We start from the raw sequence: 21,159 nt of genomic DNA, 5'->3' as shown, positions 1-21,159 counted from the left end.
TCCTGCTGCGCCTTCCAGCGGGCCGTCACGTCCACGGCGCTGCCCGCGAAGCCCACGAGCCGGCCGTCGCGCAGCAGGGGGACGACGGCGATGTCGCAGAGTATTTCCCGGTGGCCCGGCAGCTGGAACATGGCCTGGCAGTTGCGCAGGGCCAGCTTGGCCTGGGGGTCGAGCAGGGCATGGATCTGCGGCCTGCAGGCTTCGCGCGCGATGCCTTCCAGCGGCTGCCCCAGCGCCTCGACGCTGGGCTGCCCGGTCCATTGCTCCCAGCGTGCGTTCACGAAGGTCAGCCGGCCCTGGATGTCGGTGCGAAAGATCAGCTCCTGCACGCTGCGCATGAGCACGGCCATCTCATGCTCGCTGCGGGCCAGGCGCGCCTGGGCCTTTTCCATGGACTGCTGGGACGACTTCTGGACCCTGCGGGTCTTGAGCACCGACCCGCTCAGGCCCAGCACCAGGGCAAGAAGCGCAAGGCCGGCAACGAAGAAGGCGAATGCCTTGTCGCGCCAGCGCGCGACCACCTCCGAGTAGGGCTCCTCCACCACCAGCAGCAGAGGCCAGTTGCGCACGGTGCGAAAGGACACGACCTCATGGGAGCCGAGCATGCCCGCGCCGACGTAGGAGCCGAATTCGCTGTGCGGCAGCCATTGCCGGAACAGCGGTGTCTGCAGCACGGCGGTCGCCTGCACGCCGGTGCCCGCATTCGTGCTGGCCAGCGTCTGGCCGTCGTAGCTCAGCAGCATGGCCTCGTAGCTGAGGGACTCCAGCGTGGACTGGTAGAAGTTGGCCAAGGCATCAGGATTGATCAGGGCCACCAGCACGGCTGGTGCGCCGTTGTCGCGCTTGAATGCGAGGATCTGGGGCAGGTAGCGGACGCCCCGCGGTGTCGCATGCGGGACCGCTGCCAGGGAGGAGAGGCTGCGGCCGGTGACCAGGCGTCCCAGCTGGACCTTGCCCGGGACCGGAGCCGATGCCCTGTCAGGCAGCAGCTTGTGCAGCTCGATCTGCAGGCCGGCCTCGCCCGCTTGCGTGCTCGCCAGGATGCGTCCTTTGCCATCGAGCAGCGCCATGCTGCGCAGAACCGGCAACTGGCCGACCACTTGCGCCAAGGCCGCCTCGCGCGCTGCGCCGGGGCTGTCGGCGGACAGGATGACCGGGTTGTTGGCCAGGCTTGCCAGGGCGACCTCGCCGGTCTCGAAGGTCTTGTTCGTCTGATCCTGCAGCACACGGGCCAGCAACGCCGCCTGGGCCTTGCTCTGCTCGGCCTCGGCATGCAGCTGGCTCCAGACGAACAGCACCAGCCCGGCAAGCACGCACAGGGCAAAGGTCAGCACCAATGCCTTGAGGTGGGCGCTGCGCCTGGCCCCCAGAAAATGATGCGTGCCGGCTCGGCCAGACATGATGAAGGCGCTCCATCGGAGGGTTCAAGGCGCGACGATGGCGCTCAGCCCGTGGTTGCGCGCTGCCCGGGCCAGGCGGCCGTCTCGCCGGATGTCGGAGACGAACTGGTCCAGGCGCGCCAGCCACTGGGCGTCGGCAGGACTGGTTGCATAGCCGTAGGGAAGCACGTGGAACGGCTTGGGCGGTGCGATCAACCGGGCCCAGTCGGAGCTGTCGAGCAGCCGGCGGCTGTAGGGGTAGTCGGTCATGAACACATCCACGCGCCCTGCCATGAGCTCCTTCTCGCGGGTCTGGGGCGGCTCGATGGACACGATCTGCGCATGCTTGAGCGTCTCGCGCATCACGGGCTCCATGAAGGTGCCGCGCTGCACGGCGACCTGCACGCCGGGCTGGTCGATGTCCGCCCAGGACTGCACGGCCTGATTGCTCTTGGTGGTGACGCCGTAGATGTCGCTGTTCAGATAGGGCTGCGTGAAGCGCAGCTGCTTTTGCCGCTGGGGGAGTATGCCCACGGCGAACATGGCGACATCGCAGCGCGACTCCAGCAGGTCAGGTATCAGCCTGGGAAAGGAGGAATCCACATACTGCAGCCGTACGCCCAGCTCCCTGGCCAGCTCCGCCGACAGCTCTGCATCCACGCCCGTCAGCCGGCCCGTGCGTGGGTCGCGGAAGGTGATGCCGTAGTAGTCGGGCCATATGCACACACGCAGGGCGCCCGTGGATGCAATCCGCTCCAGCACCTCGCCAGCTGCGGCAGAGCCGGACCATGGCACCAGACACAGCAGCAATCCGGCAACGGCTGCCAGGCGTGCCAGCACGCGCCTTGGGGACGGTGCGCCGAAACATGTCGATGATGGATGCATGGCGGGCTTTCAGGGTGTGTCGATCAGATCGGTGAAGGACGGGGACTGCCGGGTCAGCGCCAGGCGCAGCGCATCCAGCTCTTCGATGTTGTCCATGAACGCGTCGACGATGCCGGGATCCAGGGCCTTGCCCCGTTCCGCCGCGATCATCTCCAGGGCCCGTGCTCGCCCGAACGCCGGCCGGTACACCCGGTCCATGGTGAGCGCGTCGAAGATATCGACGATGGAGGTGATGCGCGCCGACAGCGGGATGTCCTCGCCTGCCAATCCCTGCGGGTAGCCCTTGCCGTCGAAGCGTTCGTGGTGGCTGGCGGCGATTTCGGCCGCCATCTGGAACACCGGGATGCGCGACTGGCCCAGCAGATGCGCGCCGATCTCGGCATGCCGGTTCATGACCAGGCGCTCCTGCGCATCCAGCGGGCCCTGCTTCTTGAGGATGGTGTCCGGAATGCCGACCTTGCCGATGTCATGCATCGGGGCCGCCTTGCGCAGCAGGCTGGCGAATTCGATGCGGCAGCCCAGGCGCAGGGCCAAGGCCTCCGACAGGTAGCCGATGCGGATGATGTGCGAGCCGGTGTCGTCGTCCTTGAACTCGGCGGCCATGGCCAGGCGCAGCAGGGTCTCGTGGTGCGCGCGTGTCACTTCCTTGAGCAGATCGTTGCGCTCGCGGTACATGCGGCCGAAGTCCTGGATGAGCTGCTCCATCTGCTCCACGGCCGCAGGATCGAAACGTCGCGATGGCTCCCGGGGGGAGGCGGTCTGGTACTGGGCCATCAGTCGATCCTCTCGAGCTTTTCGATCGTCTCCAGCAGCTTCAGGGTGCTGAAGGGCTTGACCAGGTATTCGTCGGCTCCGGCCTGCAGGCCCGCCTTGCGGTCCTCGGCGCTGCCCCGGGCCGTCAGCAGGATGACCTGCGTATGCAGCAGCTCGTAGGAGCGCTTGATGCGGCTGCACACCTCCAGGCCGTCGAGCGTGCCCGGCATCATGATGTCGAGCAGGACGATGTCGGGCCTGAGCCTCTCGGCCATCGCCCAGGCCTCGTCGCCATCGCAAGCCTCTATGACGTCAAAGTCGCTGAATTCCAGTGTCATGCGCAGCAGCTTGCGGATGTCGGCATGGTCCTCGGCGATCAGTATCTTTTGCATGGGGAGATCTTTCATGCCGCAACAAAGGTGTGGGCCGGCATGTGAATCATAAATATCAATTCAATCAAATTTTATTGAATTTATCTATCAAATCTGTTGCCAGGCCTGCACGCCCGTGGGCGCCGGATGCTGCCGCCCGCAGCGGGGCGGGTTCCTGCCCCAGGCCGGGAACAGGTCTTTTCCCCCTGTGCGGGAGCCGGCAGCCCCGCCTTTATGTGGCCCGTTCCCAGGCCGGGTCTTTCCACAGGGCATCGAGGTCGGTGAAGCCCCATTTCGCGGGGTCTTCCCGGCTGGCTATCTTCTCCTGGCACCCGGGCCGGGCCAGGTCAACGGTCTCCGGTGCCATCCGCATGCCGCTGGCCGTGGAATAGAACACCTTGACCTGCGGACAGGTCAGGGACTGGCGGCCAGGGTCCACGACCACCCCCAGCCTGCCCGTTGTCAGCCGCACCAAAGAGCCCACCGGGTAGATGCCTATGCTTTTGACGAAGGCCTGGAATACGGTCTTGTCGAAGTGCCCGGCGCTCCATTCGGCCATCTTGTGCACCGCCTCGGCAGGTTCCCAGCCACGCTTGTAGGGGCGGTCCGAGGTGATGGCGTCGTAGACATCGCAGACCGCGCCCATCTTCGCGAACAGGCTGATGTCCTCGCCGCGCAGCCCGTGGGGGTAGCCTGTGCCATCCACCTTCTCATGATGGTGAAGGCAGACGTCCAGCACCACCGGATCATCGACGCCGCCGGCCAGGAGCAGCTCCAGGCCTCGCGCCGGATGCTCGCGGACCTCGGCAAACTCCCTGTCGGTCAGGCGCCCCGGCTTGTTCAGGATGGGGGCGGGGATCGCCATCTTTCCAATATCGTGCAGCAGCCCCGCATAGCCCGCCTGGCGCACCTGCTGCGGTGGCAGGTCGAGCTGGCGTGCCAGCACGATCATCAGGGCGCAGACCGCCACCGAGTGCATGTAGGTGTAGTCGTCGCTGCTCTTGAGCCGGGCGATGCTGACCAAGGCGCACGGATTGCGGATGATCGACTCGGACACCTCGGCGACCACGGAGCGGGCCTCGTCCTGGTTGATCTCCCTGCCCATGCGCGCCTCGCGGAACATGGCGGTGATCGCCTGCCTGGACTGGCGGCAGATCCGGGCGGCCCGCTTCACCTCCTCATCGAAGGCAACGGGCCGCAGCTCGCACTCCAACTCGGCCAGTTGCGAGATCTCGGACAGTTGGGCGTCGATCACGGTGTCCACCTGCTCGCGCGAGCAAGACGGCTCGTCTTGCGCGACATCCAGGCCCTTGGCGGTATCGATCCACACTTCCTGGATGGGGGCGTGCAGGATCCTCGCCAGGTCGGCAGGGTCTTCCAGCCTGAAGCGGCTGCGCCAGAACGGATGCTCCATCCAGCTGCCGCAAAAGCTCTCCAGAAACATGCCCAGCCGCAGCTGCCGCACACTGATGCGCTTGATCATGAACAAGGGCCCCGCAACGGTTCACATGAATACGTCATCTTGCCGCCATTTCCTTGCTTCTGTACGGATCCAGGTCAGAAGGCCGCCCATTCCTCCTCCTTGACCTGCGGTTGCCCACGGGCTGGCGATACGCGGGCCTGGATGGCCGGCAGCGCTTGCCTGGGGCCCATGGCCTGGACGGTGGCGGCACGCGGCGCGGCGGGGTGGCTTGCCCCATGCTCGGGATGCATCCTGAATGTGGAGACGATCTGCGCCAGAGAAGCGGCCTGCTGCTCCAGGCTGCCCGCAGCGGCCGAGCTTTGCTCGACCAGCGCCGCGTTCTGCTGCGTCATCTGGTCCAGCTGGCTCACCGCCTCGCCGACCTGCCGGATGCCTACCGCCTGCTCGGCCGATGCGCTGGAGATCTCGCCGATCATGGTGTCCACGCTGCGCACCTGCTCCACGATGCGGCCCATCTGCTCGCCAGCCCGGGTGGCCACCTGGGTGCCTTGCTCGACCTTTTCCAGGTTGGCACCGATCAGCTCCTTGATCTCGCGGGCCGCCGTGCCCGAGCGCTGGGCCAGCGCGCGCACCTCGCTGGCGACCACCGCGAAGCCCCGGCCCTGTTCGCCGGCCCGCGCGGCCTCCACGGCAGCGTTGAGCGCCAGGATATTGGTCTGGAAGGCAATGGCGTCGATGACGTTCGTGATCTCGGCGATCTTGCGCGAGGCCTGCGAGATGTCCTGCATGGTATGCACCACCAGGGCCACGGACTGGCCTCCCTCGGCAGCCGAGGCCGACGCGGCCGAAGCCACCTTGCTGGCCTGCTGGGCCGTGTCCGCATTCGTGCGCACCGTGGCCGTGAGCTCCTCCATCGATGCGGCCGTCTCCTCGAGGTTGCTGGCCTGCTGCTCGGTGCGCTGGCTCAGGTCCAGGCTGCCGGAGGCGATCTCGCTCGACCCCGTCGCAATGCTGTCGCTGCTGAGGCGAATGCTTGCCATGATCTCGCGAAGCTTGCCGTTCATGTCGCGCATCGCGCCCAGCAGCCGGGCGGGCTCATCCCGGCCCTGCACCACGATGCTGGCCGTGAGGTCGCCCCGCGCCACGGTGTCCGCCACCGAGACCGCCATGTGCAGGGGCTCGGTGATCGAGCGCGTGATGGCCCAGGCCAGCACGGCGCCCAGGGACACCGCCAGCGTGGCCAGCCCGCCGAGCAGGTACAGCGCCAGGTGGTAGTCCTTCTCGGCCTGCTCGGTGGCCTTGCGCCCGCCCTCCTGGTTCAGCGCGATGTCCTGGCCCACGACGTCCATGAGCTGGGCGAAGGCCTGAGCGGTCGCACCCGTGGCCAGTGCGCGCGCCTGGGCCACCTGTTCGGGGCCCCCGCTGGACAGCTCGACCATCTTTCGGTCAGCGGCTCGGGCCGCGTCCCACAGCACCAGCATCCTTTCATACAGCTGCCGCTCCTCTGGCGAGGACACCAGCTTTTCATAGACGGCCAGGTCCGACTGCAGTGACTTCTGGGCCTGCAGCAGCAGGTCCTCCTGGGCGCGCTTCCTTTGCGCGTCCTCCTCGATCACGTGGCGCAGCCCGGCGCGGCGTGCCGCGTTGGCCGTGGCGCGGATCGAGGCCAGCACATTGGTGGAAGGCAGCCAGTTGGTGCCCAGGTCGTTGGCATGGAACTGGACCCGGGCGATCTGCAGTGAGCCGATGGCCGCGACCGTGCTCAGCAGCAGCAGGAGCAGGGTGAATGCAGCGATGAGCCGTGTGCGGATGGACAGAAGGCGAAGGAACATGGTGGTGGGGCTCCCTAGAAGTGGCTAGGAATTTTGATCAATATGATTCAATTGATAATTTACCAAGCTTGAGTTCATCTCGGGGGATTGAATTTATCAATTCAGTCTCGCCAAGCCATTGCTCCGGGATCTGCTGCGCCGAGCCGCCACGCAGTCCTCTACCTCCTTGGACAAGCCGTCGCCACAGCCCGGCAGCGCTTGGCGACGCGTTCCGCCTGGCTCACGTGTCGAAGCATCAACACCCCAAAAAATGTAACAACCGGTTGTGCTGTTCTTTTCTCTCTGTTAAATTTTTATCAAATTCATCAAATAAATTTGATTGGAGTGATGAAGATGCCACCTACACTGACAACCGACACCGCCAGGCAATGGCTTTCCTTCCTTGTGGACGATGAGGAGTTCGGCATCGACCTGCTGCAAGTGCAGGAGATCCGGTCCTACGAGTCGCCCATGCGCATTGCCAATGGCCCCGCCTACTTCAACGGCGTGCTGGAACTGCGCGGGGAGGTCATTCCCGTCATCGATCTGCGGCTTAGGCTGGGGCTTGCGGCCAAGCCGTACGACGCCTGCACCGTGACCATCATGCTGCGCCTGCCTGGCGGAGTGACGGGCATGGTGGTGGAGGGTGTCACCGACGTGGTGACGCTCATGCCGCAGGACCTGCGCGCCGTGCCCGCCATGGGCGGGGGCCTGGTCAATGACTGCCTGCTGGCCATGGGCGTGCTCGAGGAGCGTTCGCTGCTGCTCATCGATGCCGACAAGCTCCTGGCGGCGGCCACGGCAGCCCTGCCGGACTGCGCTGTGAGCTGAGCCATTTGCTCCGGCACACCTCTTTCCCGCCTCTACGCCGCAATTTGCCAACCCAACTGGAGACGCGCCATGAATCCCCGCTTCTGGACGGTCAAGACCAAACTTTCCGTGGCTTTCACCTGCCTGGCACTTCTCACCGTAGTGGTGTCCCTGCTGGCATTGCAGGCGCTGCGCGAGGCGAACCTGAATCTCGTGCACTTCGTCGAAGGCATCAACGCCCGTGCACACCTGGCAGAGAGGGTTCGCACAGCCGTGGACCGCAGGGCGATCGCGGCGCGCAACCTGGTGCTGGTGACCTCGCCTGCAGACCTGGCGGCGGAGAAGGATGCCGTGACCTCCGCGCACACCGACGTCAACACCTCGCTGGCCGAACTCCAGGCCAAGATGGCTTTGAAGGATGTTGCGGCCGATGCACGCGATCTGGTTGCCAAGATTGTGGGCGTGGAGCAGCGCTATGGACCGGTTGCGACCGATATCGTGGCCCTGGCTCTGCAAAACCAGAAGGAGGCAGCGATCCGCAAGATGAACGAAGAGTGCCGGCCCTTGCTGGCGCAGCTGATCGAGGCCACCCGCCAGTACAGTGAACTGACCCGCATCCGTTCACAGCAGATGATCGAGGAGGCCGCGCAGGCCTACGCGCACCGCAGAAACATGCTGATCGCCGCCAGCGTCACGGCCTTTGTCCTGGCCGTGCTGATGGGGCAGCTGATAGCACGCGGCCTGACGCGCTCCCTGGGCGCAGAGCCGGCGCAACTGGGCGATGTCGCCCGGCAGATCGCCCAAGGCAATCTCAGCCCTGAACTGCTGCGCCACCAGGCCCCCGAAGGCAGCGTCCAGGCATCGCTCAATGCCATGCTCCAGAGCCTGGCCTCGGTCGTGCAGGACGTGCGCAGCAATGCCGACGGGGTGGCGGGCGGCAGCACGGAGATCGCCAACGGCAATGCCGACTTGAGCCAGCGCACGGAACAGCAGGCCAGCGCCTTGCAGGAGACTGCAGCGTCGATGGAGCAGCTGTCGACCACCGTCAAGCAAAACGCGGACAACGCCAGGCAGGTCAATCAACTCGCCCTGGGCGCAAGCCAGGTGGCCACCAAGGGCGGCGGCTCCGTGCAGGAGGTCGTCAACGCGATGCAGGACATCAGCGAAAGCTCGCGCCAGATCGGCGAAATCGTGGGCGTGATCGACGGCATCGCGTTCCAGACCAACATCCTGGCGCTCAATGCCGCAGTCGAGGCTGCGCGCGCAGGCGAGCAGGGCAAGGGCTTTGCCGTGGTGGCCGGTGAGGTGCGCAACCTGGCGCAGCGCAGCGCGCAGGCCGCCCGGGAAATCAAGCAGCTCATCGCCACCAGCACCACACGGGTCAAGCAGGGCACCGAGCTGGCCGACCAGGCTGGCGCCACCATGGCGCAGGTGCTGCAGTCCATCCAGCGCGTGACCGACCTCATGGGGGAGATCAGCAGTGCCAGCGATGAGCAAAGCGCGGGGGTGGCGCAGGTCGGCAAGGCCGTCAGCCAGATGGACCAGGTCACGCAGCAGAATGCGGCGCTGGTGGAGGAAAGCGCGGCAGCGGCGGCCAGCCTCAGAACGCAGGCACAGCAGCTGGTTCAGGCCGTGTCGATCTTCCAGCTGGGCGGCCAGGCGGCACAGCCTGCCTCGACACCGCCGCTGTCGCAGCCGACGGTGCAGGCGCGCAATCCGGCACCCGCGAAAGCGGCGCTCCCCGCCCGCCAGGCTGCCCGGCCCGTGCTGCGCTCCGTGAGCCCGGTGAGCCCTGCGCACAAGCAGGCGCAAGCGCAGGAGCAGGACGACTGGGTGTCGTTCTGATCAACGGCCCCTTGCGAGTGCCAGGGTGCGGGGCCGCCGCCATGCCGGGTCTGCCAGGAGCCGCAGGGCCCAAGTCCAGGGCCCGTGCAAGTTCTGATATTTTCAGCGCTGTTCCTGCGCAGGCAGCCCCCGGTTATCGATACTCCATGGCCATGATTGCAAACCTTATTCCGTTGAACCCCACGCACCTGGATGCCGCCATCGTCGATCTCGACGGCACCATGGTCAACACCCTGGGCGACTTCGCCGAAGCCCTCAACCGCATGCTGGCGGACCTGCAACTGCCGGCCATCGCCCCGCAGGCCATCGAGAACATGGTGGGCAAGGGCTCGGAGCACCTGATCCGATCGGTGCTGGCCCATGTGGGCGCGGCCGACGTGGACGCCGCCTATGACCAGGCCTGGACACGCTACGAACACCATTACCTGCAGCTCAACGGCCAGTTCGCCGATGTCTACCCGGGCGTGCTCGAAGGCCTGCAGGCATTGCGCGCACGCGGCCTGCGGCTGGCCTGCCTGACCAACAAGCCGCTGTCCTTCGCCCGGCCGCTGCTGGAGCAAAAAGGCCTGGCACCGCTGTTCGAACAGGTCTTCGGCGGCGATTCCTTCGAGCGCAAGAAGCCCGACCCGCTGCCCCTGCTCAAGACCTGCGAGGCCCTGGGCACCTCCCCCGCGCGCACACTGATGCTGGGCGACTCCAGCAACGACGCCCAGGCCGCGCGCGCCGCGGGCTGCCCCGTGGTGCTGGTCAGCTACGGCTACAACCACGGCCAGCCCGTGCGCCAGGTCGATGCCGATGGCTTCGTCGATGCGCTGACCGAACTGGCCTGATTTGCACAGTTCCAGGTTTTTTGGAAAAAGAATGGGATTTGGCGATGGTTAACGCACTTTGACGGTGCGATTTATGTTTTTGCTAGAGTCGTCTGCTTTGCCATCCTGGCCGCGATCCGGCCACAGACAAGGAGGAAGCACGCGACATGCACGGACTGCACCTGACCGCCGATCTCTACCAATGCCAGGGCGACGAGCGCCATATGCTCGACGCCGATGCCATCGCCGCCCTGTGCCGCGCACAGACCGCGCAGGCCGGCCTGACCCTGGTGGAGGACCGCTGGGTCAAGTTCCCTGACTACCAGGGGCAGCCCGGCGGCGTCACCGGCACCGTGCTGCTGGCCGAATCGCACCTGGCCATACACACCTGGCCCGAGACCGGATGCGTCACCGTCGATGTCTATGTCTGCAACTTCTCCGCCGACAACTCGGGCAAGGCCCGCGCGCTGATGGAGGGCGTGATCGCCGCCTACGCGCCGGGCCGCGTGGTGCGCCAGCATCTGATGCGCGGCGACATCGGTCCCGGCGCCCAGGCCACGGCGGCGGCCGATGAGGGCGATTGGGCGCTGGAGGCGCTCACGCCCCATGCGCGCTTTGGCTGGCGCGCCACGCGGCGCGAAACCGTGCAGACGCCCCATCAGGAGCTGGAGCTGCTGCACACGCCGCAGTTCGGCAAGGTGCTGCGACTGGATGGCCGCTTCATGACCTCCGAAGGCGAGGAATTCTTCTACCACGAGGCCCTGGTCCACCCCGCTGCCCTGGCCCACCCGGCGCCGCGCAAGGCGCTGATCCTGGGCGGCGGCGATGGCGGCGCAGCCGAGGAACTGCTCAAGCACCCGTCCATGGAGCAGGTGGTGGTGGCCGAGCTGGACGAGGCCGTGGTCCAGGCCGCGCGCACGCACCTGCTGCAGGTGCATCGGGGCGTGTTCGATGACCCGCGCCTGCAGCTGCGCATAGGCGACGGCATGGCCATGGTGGAGCGCACCGAGGAGCGTTTCGACCTCGCCCTCATGGACCTCACCGACCCCGACACGCCTGCTAGCGCGCTGTACTCCGACCAGGCCCTGGCGCGCATGAAGCGCGTGCTGGCGCCGGGCGGCGCCCTGGTGCTGCACCTGGGCAGCCCCGTCTTCCATGGCGAGCAGGTGGCGCGGCTGGTGGCCAGCCTGCGCGAGCGCTTTGCCATCGTGCGCTGCTACGGCCTCTACATCCCCCTGTACGGCGCCTACTGGGGCCTGGCCGTGGCCTCCGACACGCTGGATGCGGCGGCGCTGCCCCCCGCCCAGCTGCGCCAGCGCCTGGCCGAGCGCCGCCTGCCCGACCTGCGCTACTACAACGCCGAAGTGCACCCCGCACTGTTCGCGCTGCCCAACTATTACCGCGACCTGGTGCAGCCCGCGCCCCTGGCGGCGCTGCCCCCGCGCGCGGTCCGCGTCGCCTGAGCCCAGCCCGTTCTGGCAACGGGCCGAGCCCGGCCCGCCCTGGCCGGGCTGCGGTGGCAACTGCGCGCCCGGCAGGGCAAATTTGACACAGTGCTGCAATCTGGTGGCAAGTCTGCTGTAATGAAAAACGGCGGGAAGGCCCGTGCGCCCGCCATTTTTCCGGCTTCCTGGTAAGTATTTCCGGGATATTGCGTGCTTGCAAAAACCATATCAACAGATAAAGCGCCAGACGCCCTGTATCAAAATGACTGCTTCCCTTTCAAAAACAAGAATATCCGCGTCCAAATACCATGATGATTCCTTGCTGCGGCTTTGGAATTGGGCTTTGTTGGCGGGACTGGTATTGAGCTTTCCCCTGAGCTTTGTATTGCCGCAAAGCCTGAGCTGGGAAAATGGATTCCTGGAGAATATCCAGGCCGTGACCCTGCTGCTGGGCATGGTGGCGGCCCTGGTTGCGGCGCGGCGGCAAAAAGGCTCCTTTGCAGCGCCACTGTGGTGGATAGCCTCCCTGTTCTGGCTGGCTTTTCTGGGGCGTGAACTGGCCTGGGGCGCAGCTTTCCTGCCCAGCCTGGAGGCTGGCAAGTGGGGGCCGGTGATCAGCTCCCAGGTGCTGTGGTACCGGCCCGCCGTCAAATGGGTGGTGGGCGCCATGCTGCTGCTGTGCTGCTATTGGTTTGTGCGCCACGGTGTCTGGAACAAGGTCATCAAGCGCCTGGTGCGCGAGAAGGCGCTGCCGATATTCAGCCTGGCGACATTTGTCGCGGCCATGGTGATATCCACCAATGCGGAAGGTCATGGCTTCATTGTCCTGCAGCAATGGTTTGATTATCAGGTGATCGTGCTGGAGGAGCTGGTGGAGACATTTGGATATATGGCACTGTGGCTGGCACAGTGGGCGCTGGTCAGGTATGTTGCTGGCTGGCAGGAAGATATTTGAGCCAATATTGATCAAACCGGCCGCCTGCATATTCCCGGTGTAATGGGGCGGATTCAGGGGCCGGTAAGTCGCCAGTAAGACGCAATCGGGGAGCATGGCCGTTTTCCCCGCAGGTTTGCCGCTCTCGCGGCGGACCGACGGAGCCTGAAACGACAGAACGTGCCATCGCAATGCAAGCCTCCATCTACCAGGACGTGATAGGTATCCAGGCGGCGGGCCAGGCGTATTCCCTGGGTTCGCGCTTCCAAGAATGCAGCCAGCACCGTGCCGTGCGGCTGGAGACGATCTTCGAGTTGCTTATCCTCAAGTTCCGCGAGGACCTGCTGCAGGCGCTGGCCGAGGAGCCTCCAGGCCCCGCACGCCACCTGCGCGCCTATATCCGCTGCGTCTGCGACCATGCCCTGTCCCGCCAGCGCGGCCAGAAGACAGCCGCACAGTTGCTGACCCGCGCAAGATTCCAGAACATATGGTTTGATTTCGTGGACGCGGCCTGCGCCGACGATCTGGTGTCCGAGGACATTGCCCTGCAATGCCGCGCCATGGTCGAGGACCTGTGGGTCATCCATGTGCTGGTCGAGCCCATGGCGCCGCAGCGCATCACCGGGATCAGGGAGCATTTGCTGTCCCTGTGCGGCAACGACGGAAACCATGAATCGCATCGCATTAATTGAGGACCATGCCAGGCTGGCCACGCTGGTCAGCCGCTCGCTGGCCAACTCCGGCATAGAGACCGATGTCTTCCACCAGATCTCCACGGCCTGGCTGGCCCTGCAGGACATCGACTACGGCGTCATCGTCATCGACCGCGGCCTGCCCGATGGCGACGGCCTGCAACTGGTGCAGCGCCTGCGCGCCGCGGGCCGCTCCACGCCCTGCCTGATGCTCACGGCCCGTGACGCGCTCAGCGACCGCGTGGGCGGCCTGGAAGCCGGTGCCGACGACTACCTGACCAAGCCCTTTCCCATGGAAGAGCTGATTGCCCGCGTGCGCGCCCTGCTGCGCCGGCCCGCGCTGGTGCAGGAGCTGGCGCCGCAGCTGGGCGACATCAGCATCAGCCCGCAGCAGGCCTGCATGCACTGCGCGGGCTCGGCCATCGCGCTGCCGCCGGCGGAGCTGCAGATCATGCTCAGCCTGGTGCGCAAGGCCGGCGCCACGGTGCGCCGCTCCACGCTGGAGGCGGCGGCCTGGGGCATGAGCAGCGTGGTCACGCCCAACGCCCTCGATGTGGCCCTGCACCGGCTGCGCCGCAAGCTGGCCGCGGCCGGCTCGTGCATGGAAATCGTCAACATCCGGGGTCAGGGCTATGCGCTTCGCGAACCTTTGCTGGCCCGGTAGCCTGCGCTCGCGGCTGCTGGCCGTCTATGGGTTGAGCATGGTGTTCAGCGCGCTGCTGGTCGGCGCGCTGGTGATTCTCGTCGCCAAGCCTTTCGACAGCTATGCGCTGCAGCGCGGCATGGGGCATGCGGCCGAGAAGCTGGCCGAGTGGGTGAGCTTCGATGCCAAGGGCGTGCCCCAGGGTTTCAGCGAGCGTGAACTCAAGGCCTGGATGCTGACCAGCCTGGGCGAGGAAATGCAGCTGCGCATCACCGACGCCCGCGGCCGCGTGGTCTTCGCCCCCAACGGCGAAATGCAGCCGCTGACGCAGACCGGCCGGGGCTTCGACCCCGAGCTCAAGGCCTTTGCCTACGAGCGCGGCGGCGTGGTCATGCGCGCGGGCACGGCCACGCTGGTCCACGACGGCACGACGTGGCACGTGCAGATAGCCGTCAGCGACCGCATGGTGGACTGGCTGCGCGAATCGGTGGGCCTGCCCGCGCTGTGGCGCGGCATGGTGGCCATCGGCGTGGTTTTCCTGGTCGTGTTCCTGTTCTCCACGCACCGCACGCTGCAGCGCATGCTCAGGCCGCTGGGCGTGGCCGCGCAGGATGCGCAGCGCATCACCCCGCAGACGCTGGGCACGCGCCTGCAGCCCAAGGACCTGCCGCGCGAGTTCGCGCCCCTGGTCGAGGCCTTCAACCACGTGCTGGACCGGCTGCAGGCCGGCTTCAGGAACCAGCAGGAATTCCTGTCCATGGCCGCGCATGAGCTCAAGACGCCGCTGGCCCTGATGCGCGTGCAGATCGAGCTGGAGCCCGAGGACCGGCGCAGCCCCGAGCTGCTCAAGGACGTGGACCACATGGCGCGCCAGGTCCAGCAGCTGCTGCACCTGGCCGAGGTTTGCGAACACCAGCGCTACCGCATGGAAGACATTGCGCCGGCCGACATCATTGGCGAGGTCTGCGACTTCATGGCCCGCGCCTCCGAAAAATGCGGCGTGCACATCCACTGCGAAGTCAAGGACGGCTCGCCTGCCTGGCGTGCCGACCGGGGCGCGCTCTTCGTGCTGCTCAAGAACCTGATCGAGAACGCCGTGCAGCACAGCCCGCAGGGCGCCACCGTCACCGTGAAGGCCTGCGGCCTGGGCTTTTCGGTGCTGGACCAGGGCCGTGGCGTGCCGCCCGAGGACCTGCCGCGCATCTTCGAGCGCTTTTGGCGCAGCAGCGAGCGGCGCGACCTGGGTGCGGGCCTGGGCCTGCCCATCTGCCTGGAGATTGCGCGCGCCCACGGCTGGACGCTCACGGCCCTGCCCGGTGCCACGGGGCTGGAGATCCAGGCGCGCTTTGCCGGGCCCGTGCAGGAGCCCGCGCAGCCGTTCAACCGCCCAGCAATGCCTTCTTGAGCTGATCGTCGGCCGGGTGCGGGCCCAGCCAGATGCCCAGCAGCGCCTGGAAGAACTCGGGCTCCTGGAAGGGCGCGCCCTGGGCCTGGCCCTTGACGAAGACCTGGGCGCCCTGGCCCGGCACCCAGTCCACCGAGAAGTTCTCGCCCGGCAGCAGCTTCTTGTGCTGCGTGAAGATGTCGCTCATGCGCAGCACGCCAGGCACCAGGCGCGAGAAGCGGGCGCGCTCCATGTTGTCCTCGATGCCGCGCGCGAACAGCTTGCCCAGCTCGGCCGAATCGATCTCGCGCAGCATGGTCACGCTCACGCGCTTGGGGCCGGGCAGGGCCGCGATCTCCTGCAGGCTGGCGGCCGGCTTTTCCAGGTACAGGCCGGCCGTGTAGACCTTGAAGATGGCCTTGTAGCGAATGCCCGCGCCATTGAGCTGCAGCGTCTGGCCGCCCACCCCCGCCTGGGCGGGATAGGCCACGCCCGCGACGGTGCGCGGCGGCTCCTGGGCAGTGGCGGCCAGCGGCATCGCCAGCGCCATGGCCAGGGCGGCTGTCTTCATCCAGCGGGGCAAGGCGGTCATGGTGTCTCCTGCGCGGGGGCTGTGGCCCGGTTGCGGTTTGTTACGTCCGGGCGACATGTTGTGGGGATCGGGTGGGGGTGGCAACAGGGTTTTCGCGGGCCGATGGAGGGTGGCTATCATCCTGCTCGGTCCGCTTTCTTGTCGTGGGTGTATGCCCACGTTCCTGCGGTTATGGACGGGATGGGGCTACCCGCGAGGGCGTCCGCACGGCTTTGCACGTGTTCTTAACATCCCGTCCACCTTGTCTGTGCGTTGCACCGCTGGCTCTCTTTGCAAGCCCCTGTCGGGGCGTTTCTTTTCGAGGCCGGGTTTCGGCCCGGCGGCCGACTCACTTTCTTGTCTCGCTACAAGAAAGTGAGCAAAGAAAAGCGCCCGGATGTCCGCGACCCCTTCGCTTCGCTGCGGGGCAACCTGCGCCGTGGCGGTTGCGGGGTTCGCCGTGAAACTCACTTCGCGCTGCGCGCTACGTTCAAACAATCACGGCGAGTCAGATGACGAAGCAGTCCTGTCCTTCGGCAGGACTGCAACCCCGCAACCACCACGGCGCAGGCGCTGACATACGGGGAGTTTGCCCGGGCCTTCGCTGCGCTCGGCTTGGGGCTTCGGGGCGCTTGCCGTCTTGAAAGCCTCTATCATTGCGGCGGCCCCCTGTTCAGGGGCTGGTGCGTAAGAACACTTGACTGTTGAGCGGTGCGGCCTCGCCGTTAAGGAGGCCTTGTCACGTCTGAATTGTCGGATCGTGGGTGCATGCCCACGTCCCTGCGGTTACGGGCGGGATGGGGCTACCCGCAAGGGCGTCCGCACGGCTCAGCACGTGTTCTTAACATCCCGTCCACCTGTTTGTGCGTAAGAACACAGACGGGTGGTTCCCGTCTCGCTGAGGAGTAAATCATGTACGTCATGTACGGCACTTCTTTTTCTGCCTTCCCCTCCACCCATCAAGCGCCCCACGCTGGCGCGTCTGCCGTGGGAGGGGTTGCGCCATGAGTACCGCTTCCCCAACCCTGACCCAGCCCACGCCGCAGCAGTTGAGCCATGCCGTGACCGAGATCGGCCGGCTGACGCTGCAAGGCAGCAGCGAGGTGTACTCGCTGGGCCAGCTGGCGCTGGCCTGGCTGGAGCGGCCCGAGGGCCATCGCAATCTGGAGGTGGTGGCCAATGCGCTGCAGGCCATTTGCGGGTCTGCGCAGCGGATGGAGGAGCTGGTGGAGGACGAGGTGAGCTACGTGCATTGCCTGCAGGAGGATCCGGCGTATCTGCGGCGGATGGCTGCGGCTTCGGCGGCGTTTGAGCGCTGATTCTCTTTGCAAGCCCTGTCGGGCCTTCGCTTCGCTTGGCCTGGGGCTTCAGCTCAGGACGTTCTTCAGCAGCGTCTTTTCCTGGTCCGTGAGGGCGGCGATGCACTCGTCGCCCAGGGCCTGCAGCAGCCGGGTGCTGTCGGCGTTGGCGATGTCCAGGCCCAGGCGCTTTTGCTGGGCTGGGGGCTGCGTGAAGTTCAGGCGCAGGTAGCTGCTGGTGCCTAGTTCCTGGCGGGCCGCCTTGACGGCCTGGACCTCCTGGGCGGCCATGACCAGGTCCAGCAGGGGCTTGACCAGGGTCAGCCCGCGCCGGGGCATGGCCACGGGGTCCTGGCCCTGCTGGGGGTTGGCGGTGCCTAGGCTGATCATCACGATGTCGGCGGCCGGCCCCCAGAGCTGGCGGGCGGCCTGCAGGGCCAGCAGGTCGGGCGCGTTGGCGGCGAGTCCGCCGTCCACGAAGACATGGCCTGCTGCGGCGTGCGCGGGAAAGTAGGTGGGGGCGGCCGATGAGGCCAGCATGGCGTCCATCAGCGTCAGGCCCAGCCGGTCCCTGTCGGGCAGGGCGCCGCTGGCCAGCAGGTGCAGCTGCGATGAATTCCAGTTCACGGCGGGCAGCAGCAGCGGCACCTGCAGTTGCCCCAGGGCGGACTGCTCCGCTTGCGGCATGGCCTCCTTGATCGCTGCGCGCAGCGGGGCGCTGTCATAGAGCGCCTTGCCCATGGCCTGGCGCAGGCCGGGCAGCCATTTGGAGGGAAAGATGGCGGGGCCGTGGTCCAGCAGCAGTTGCTTGATGCGCGCGGGCTGGCAGCCGCTGGCCAGGGCGGTGGCGATGATTGCGCCGATGGAGGTGCCGGCGAACAGGTCCACTTTCTCCAGCAGGTCGCCGTTGCCGAATTCGCGGTGGATGCGCTCCAGCACATGGGCGCTGAACAGGCCGCGATAGCCGCCGCCCGACAGGCTCAGGACGACCCGGCGCCGGCGCAGGCCCTGGCGCACCGCGCTGGACAGGGGCGGTACGTCGAAGTCCATCACAGCGCGTGCACGGTGACGCCCCGGGCGGAGGCCTGCGCCAGGTAGAGGTTGGCGGGCTCGGTGTAGCAGACCTTGAGCAGGTCGGCCGTGGCGATGAGCAGCCGCAGGTCCTGCGCCAGCGGCGCCGTGCCCCGCGGGCCCTGGCTGTCCAGCGGCGCGAAGTTGCGCCATTCGATGAAGCGCTCCAGCACCTTGTTGTCCACGCTGGTCAGCATGGAGGCGCCTTCGGCGCGCAGGTTGGCATACAGCGCATCGAGCAGGGAGAACCACTCGTTGCGGTCGCGCAGGTCGTGGAATGCCTCGGCCACGGCCGCCTTGGCGATGGCCATGGACAGGTCGCTGACGATGCAGTCCAGAGGCCGGATGGTGGAGAACCACTGCAGGGTCGCGGGCTCCTGGTTCGCCATCCACAGCAGGCAGCGGGGGCCCAGCAGGTAGCGGCTCATGGCGCGCGCCGGGCGGGTACGTCGATATCGCCGCGCGCCCCGGACATCTGTGCAGCGGACAGATCCATGGCTTGGCGCGGCAGTGGCAGCGATCTGCAGATGTCAGCCACCGTGCGGGGGGCGCGCTCGTTGGCGGACAGGGCCACCATGTGCTCCTCGCTGACGATCACGTAGCGCTTGCGGCCCTGGGAGATGAGGGCCACCCCGTCGTGATCGGCCTGTTTGAGCACCGCGCCGTACTGCGCCTTGAAGACCGAGATCGGCATGGGCGTGGTGTTGCGCGGCATGGCCGATCCGACCTGATGGCTCAGGTCCCGCAGGGCGCGGTTCAGCGGGTCGCGTTCGCCCTCGGGCAAGGCAGCGTCGGTGCGGGCGGAGAAATGGGACGGCATGGTCGACCTTTCTGGTCAGGTTGTGCTGCCATTGTTGGTCAGGCTGACCAGGGTGTCAATTGTGGCGCTGGCAGGCCCCTGCGGCGCCCCCGCAAGGCGCCGGTCCGCACTTGTACCCAGCCGCGTCTGCGCTACACTTGCCCGCTATGTTCATTCATCGCATGTTCATTGCAGGTTGTGGAGACCGGGGAGCCTGGCCCTGGCGCAAGCCTGTCCAACTGAACAGCTGAAGCACCCGGGGCGCGACCCGGCGTGCACCCGAGGCCCTACGGGCCAATCGAATGAATCGGCGCAATCCATGCGCAGCCCGCACCCACACCAGGTCTGCCAGCGCCACGCAATCCGGAGTCTTTCCCGTGATCACCGAACTCGAATTCAAGAGCCTTGCTGCGCAGGGCTACAACCGCATCCCTCTGATGGTCGAGGCGTTTGCGGATCTCGAAACCCCCCTGTCTCTCTACCTCAAGCTGGCCCATGCGGGCGGTGACGGCAAGCACAGCTTTTTGCTGGAGTCCGTGGTGGGCGGCGAGCGCTTCGGGCGCTACAGCTTCATCGGCCTGCCTGCACGCACGCTGCTGCGCGCCAGCGGCTTCGGCGAGGCGGCATGCACCGAGGTGGTGACCGATGGCCAGGTGGTGGAGACGGCCAAGGGCAATCCGCTGGATTTCATCGCTGCCTACCAAAAGCGCTTCAAGGTGGCGCTGCGCCCGGGGCTGCCGCGTTTTTGCGGCGGGCTGGCCGGCTACTTCGGCTACGACGCCGTGCGCTACATCGAGAAGAAGCTGGAAGATTCCTGCCCGCCCGATACGCTCAACTGCCCCGACATCCTGCTGCTGCAGTGCGAGGAAGTGGCGGTGATCGACAACCTGTCGGGCAAGCTGTACCTGATCGTCTATGCCAACCCCGGCGAGAGCGAGGCCTATACGCGCGGCAAGAAGCGGCTGCGCCAGCTGAAGGATTTGCTGCGCTACTCGGTCAGCGCGCCGCAGATCAAGGCCGGCGAGAGCCACCCGGCCCAGCGCAGCTTTGCCAAGGAAGACTACCTGGCGGCCGTGGAGAAGGCCAAGGAGCTGATCGCCGCGGGCGACTTCATGCAGGTGCAGGTGGGCCAGCGCATCCACAAGCGCTTCACGGCCAGCCCCTTGAGCCTGTACCGCGCGCTGCGATCGCTCAATCCCAGCCCCTACATGTACTACTACCACCTGGGCGATTTCCATGTGGTGGGCGCCAGCCCCGAGATCCTGGTGCGCCAGGAGAACACGGACGAGGGCCAGAAGGTCACCATCCGCCCGCTGGCCGGCACGCGCCCGCGCGGCGCCACGCCCGAGGCCGACAAGGCCACCGAAAAGGAGCTGGTGGCCGACCCCAAGGAACGCGCCGAGCACGTGATGCTGATCGACCTGGCGCGCAACGACATCGGCCGCATCGCCAAGACGGGCAGCGTGAAGGTGACCGAGGCCTTTGCCGTGGAACGCTACAGCCACGTGATGCACATCGTCAGCAACGTGGAGGGCATTCTGCGCGACGGCATGGACAACATGGATGTGTTCAAGGCCACCTTCCCGGCCGGCACGCTGACGGGCGCGCCCAAGGTGCATGCCATGGAGATCATCGATCAGCTGGAGCCGACCAAGCGCGGCATCTACGGCGGCGCCTGCGGCTACCTGAGCTTTGCGGGCGACATGGACCTGGCCATTGCCATCCGCACGGGCGTGATCAAGGACGGCACGCTCTACGTGCAGGCCGCCGCCGGCGTGGTGGCCGATTCCGTGCCCGAGATGGAATGGAAAGAGACCGAGCACAAGGCGCGCGCACTGATGCGCGCGGCCGAGCTGGTGGAGGAAGGACTGGAATGAGCACGGACCGCGCCAAGCAGGCCATCGACCTGGTGCAGCACTGCACCGACATGCTGGATGTGCGCCGCAATGTGGATGCGCTGGACGATGTGCTGGTGCCGCTGCTGGTCACGCGCATGGGCTACATGCAGCAGGCCGCGCGCATCAAGGCCGATGCGGCCCAGGTGCGCGACGAGGGCCGCATCGAGGCCATCGTGCGCCGCGTGCGCGAGCGCACGGCCGCCGAGGGCGGCCAGCCCGACATGATGGAGGCGGTGTACCGCCACCTCATGGAGGAATGCATTGCCTACGAGCACCGCGAGTTCGCGCGGCTGCGCGAAGGCGGTGCGCAGGACGATCGTTCCTAGGGCCTGTTCACA

The 21,159-nt window shown here is 66.6% G+C and carries 21 protein-coding genes; 11 read left to right on the top strand and 10 right to left on the bottom strand.

Features of this window, described 5'->3' with window-relative positions:
• The 6 genes from ACF8LI_RS03840 to ACF8LI_RS03815 form a co-directional block, all read right to left on the bottom strand.
• Positions 1-1,400: PAS domain-containing protein (locus tag ACF8LI_RS03840; protein ID WP_392412107.1), on the bottom strand; the 1,400-nt coding region annotated here is incomplete at its 3' end.
• 24 nt (positions 1,401-1,424) lie between these two features.
• Entirely contained in the window at positions 1,425-2,264 is an 840-nt protein-coding gene (locus ACF8LI_RS03835; protein ID WP_016450588.1) for an ABC transporter substrate-binding protein, read from the bottom strand.
• Positions 2,265-2,273: 9 nt separating this feature from the next.
• Positions 2,274-3,038, bottom strand: coding sequence for an HD-GYP domain-containing protein (locus ACF8LI_RS03830; protein WP_016450587.1), 765 nt, complete (start codon positions 3,036-3,038; stop codon positions 2,274-2,276).
• Positions 3,038-3,409, bottom strand: coding sequence for a response regulator transcription factor (locus ACF8LI_RS03825; protein WP_034348076.1), 372 nt, complete (start codon positions 3,407-3,409; stop codon positions 3,038-3,040). Before ACF8LI_RS03825 ends, ACF8LI_RS03830 begins: the two co-directional genes overlap by 1 nt.
• Positions 3,410-3,620: 211 nt before the next feature.
• Positions 3,621-4,871, bottom strand: a complete 1,251-nt coding sequence (locus tag ACF8LI_RS03820; protein ID WP_392412105.1) for an HD-GYP domain-containing protein — start codon at positions 4,869-4,871, stop codon at positions 3,621-3,623.
• Between the two features lie 74 nt (positions 4,872-4,945).
• Positions 4,946-6,643, bottom strand: coding sequence for a methyl-accepting chemotaxis protein (locus ACF8LI_RS03815; RefSeq protein WP_392412103.1), 1,698 nt, complete (start codon positions 6,641-6,643; stop codon positions 4,946-4,948).
• Positions 6,644-6,976: 333 nt separating this feature from the next.
• Here ACF8LI_RS03815 and ACF8LI_RS03810 point away from each other — a divergent pair, with 333 nt between their 5' ends.
• The 8 genes from ACF8LI_RS03810 (at position 6,977) to ACF8LI_RS03775 (ending at position 15,205) form a co-directional block, all read left to right on the top strand.
• The gene (locus ACF8LI_RS03810; RefSeq protein ID WP_392412101.1) at positions 6,977-7,453 is read left to right on the top strand and encodes a chemotaxis protein CheW; all 477 of its coding nucleotides are present in this window, start codon (positions 6,977-6,979) and stop codon (positions 7,451-7,453) included.
• Positions 7,454-7,522: 69 nt separating this feature from the next.
• On the top strand, positions 7,523-9,277 hold the full coding sequence (locus ACF8LI_RS03805; protein ID WP_392412099.1) for a methyl-accepting chemotaxis protein: 1,755 nt from the start codon (positions 7,523-7,525) through the stop codon (positions 9,275-9,277).
• A gap of 152 nt (positions 9,278-9,429) precedes the next feature.
• Positions 9,430-10,107 (top strand): phosphoglycolate phosphatase, encoded by a 678-nt coding sequence (locus ACF8LI_RS03800; protein ID WP_034348084.1) that lies wholly within the window; start codon positions 9,430-9,432, stop codon positions 10,105-10,107.
• A 146-nt stretch (positions 10,108-10,253) separates the two neighbouring features.
• A complete protein-coding gene (gene speE / locus ACF8LI_RS03795) occupies positions 10,254-11,549 on the top strand; it encodes a polyamine aminopropyltransferase (protein WP_267178995.1) in 1,296 nt (431 codons plus the stop codon).
• Between the two features lie 244 nt (positions 11,550-11,793).
• Entirely contained in the window at positions 11,794-12,486 is a 693-nt protein-coding gene (locus ACF8LI_RS03790; RefSeq protein WP_016450790.1) for a hypothetical protein, read from the top strand.
• A 170-nt stretch (positions 12,487-12,656) separates the two neighbouring features.
• Entirely contained in the window at positions 12,657-13,157 is a 501-nt protein-coding gene (locus ACF8LI_RS03785; protein WP_126311078.1) for a hypothetical protein, read from the top strand.
• Positions 13,135-13,821, top strand: a complete 687-nt coding sequence (locus ACF8LI_RS03780; RefSeq protein WP_013804692.1) for a response regulator transcription factor — start codon at positions 13,135-13,137, stop codon at positions 13,819-13,821. Before ACF8LI_RS03785 ends, ACF8LI_RS03780 begins: the two co-directional genes overlap by 23 nt.
• Complete coding sequence (locus ACF8LI_RS03775; RefSeq protein WP_016450792.1) at positions 13,790-15,205, top strand: HAMP domain-containing sensor histidine kinase; 1,416 nt, start codon at positions 13,790-13,792, stop codon at positions 15,203-15,205. Before ACF8LI_RS03780 ends, ACF8LI_RS03775 begins: the two co-directional genes overlap by 32 nt.
• On the opposite strand, the gene ACF8LI_RS03770 is transcribed toward ACF8LI_RS03775, so the two are convergent.
• Positions 15,180-15,776: a chalcone isomerase family protein gene (locus ACF8LI_RS03770; RefSeq protein WP_013804690.1), complete on the bottom strand. Its 597-nt coding sequence runs from the start codon at positions 15,774-15,776 to the stop codon at positions 15,180-15,182. The two genes, ACF8LI_RS03775 and ACF8LI_RS03770, sit on opposite strands and share 26 nt — an antisense overlap.
• Before the next feature lie 983 nt (positions 15,777-16,759).
• On the opposite strand from ACF8LI_RS03770, the gene ACF8LI_RS03765 reads away from it, so the two are divergent.
• Entirely contained in the window at positions 16,760-17,074 is a 315-nt protein-coding gene (locus ACF8LI_RS03765) for a hypothetical protein (protein WP_047219032.1), read from the top strand.
• A gap of 48 nt (positions 17,075-17,122) precedes the next feature.
• Here the strand turns inward: ACF8LI_RS03765 and ACF8LI_RS03760 are convergent, their stop codons facing one another.
• From ACF8LI_RS03760 to ACF8LI_RS03750, 3 genes are read right to left on the bottom strand one after another with little or no spacing between them, the layout of a single operon-like run.
• Positions 17,123-18,103 carry a CBASS cGAMP-activated phospholipase gene (locus ACF8LI_RS03760; RefSeq protein ID WP_392412096.1) on the bottom strand — a complete coding sequence of 327 codons (981 nt, stop codon included), beginning with the start codon at positions 18,101-18,103 and terminating at the stop codon, positions 17,123-17,125.
• Positions 18,103-18,552 (bottom strand): hypothetical protein, encoded by a 450-nt coding sequence (locus ACF8LI_RS03755; RefSeq protein WP_392412093.1) that lies wholly within the window; start codon positions 18,550-18,552, stop codon positions 18,103-18,105. Before ACF8LI_RS03755 ends, ACF8LI_RS03760 begins: the two co-directional genes overlap by 1 nt.
• On the bottom strand, positions 18,549-18,944 hold the full coding sequence (locus ACF8LI_RS03750; RefSeq protein WP_063327577.1) for a hypothetical protein: 396 nt from the start codon (positions 18,942-18,944) through the stop codon (positions 18,549-18,551). The genes ACF8LI_RS03755 and ACF8LI_RS03750 overlap by 4 nt, the downstream gene beginning before the upstream one ends.
• Positions 18,945-19,300: 356 nt before the next feature.
• On the opposite strand from ACF8LI_RS03750, the gene trpE reads away from it, so the two are divergent.
• Together trpE and ACF8LI_RS03740 are read left to right on the top strand one after the other, a co-directional pair.
• Complete coding sequence (gene trpE, locus ACF8LI_RS03745) at positions 19,301-20,800, top strand: anthranilate synthase component I (RefSeq protein ID WP_392412090.1); 1,500 nt, start codon at positions 19,301-19,303, stop codon at positions 20,798-20,800.
• Positions 20,797-21,147, top strand: a complete 351-nt coding sequence (locus tag ACF8LI_RS03740; RefSeq protein WP_016449526.1) for a chorismate mutase — start codon at positions 20,797-20,799, stop codon at positions 21,145-21,147. Before trpE ends, ACF8LI_RS03740 begins: the two co-directional genes overlap by 4 nt.
• The last annotated feature ends 12 nt before the right edge of the window (positions 21,148-21,159 follow it).

Source organism: Delftia sp. WSY_12, from assembly GCF_043104645.1.
In the GTDB taxonomy this organism is placed as follows: Bacteria; Pseudomonadota; Gammaproteobacteria; order Burkholderiales; family Burkholderiaceae_C; genus Comamonas; species Comamonas tsuruhatensis.
The sequence above is the reverse complement of the archived record's forward strand: the minus strand, read 5'-3'. Positions and strand labels throughout refer to the sequence as shown.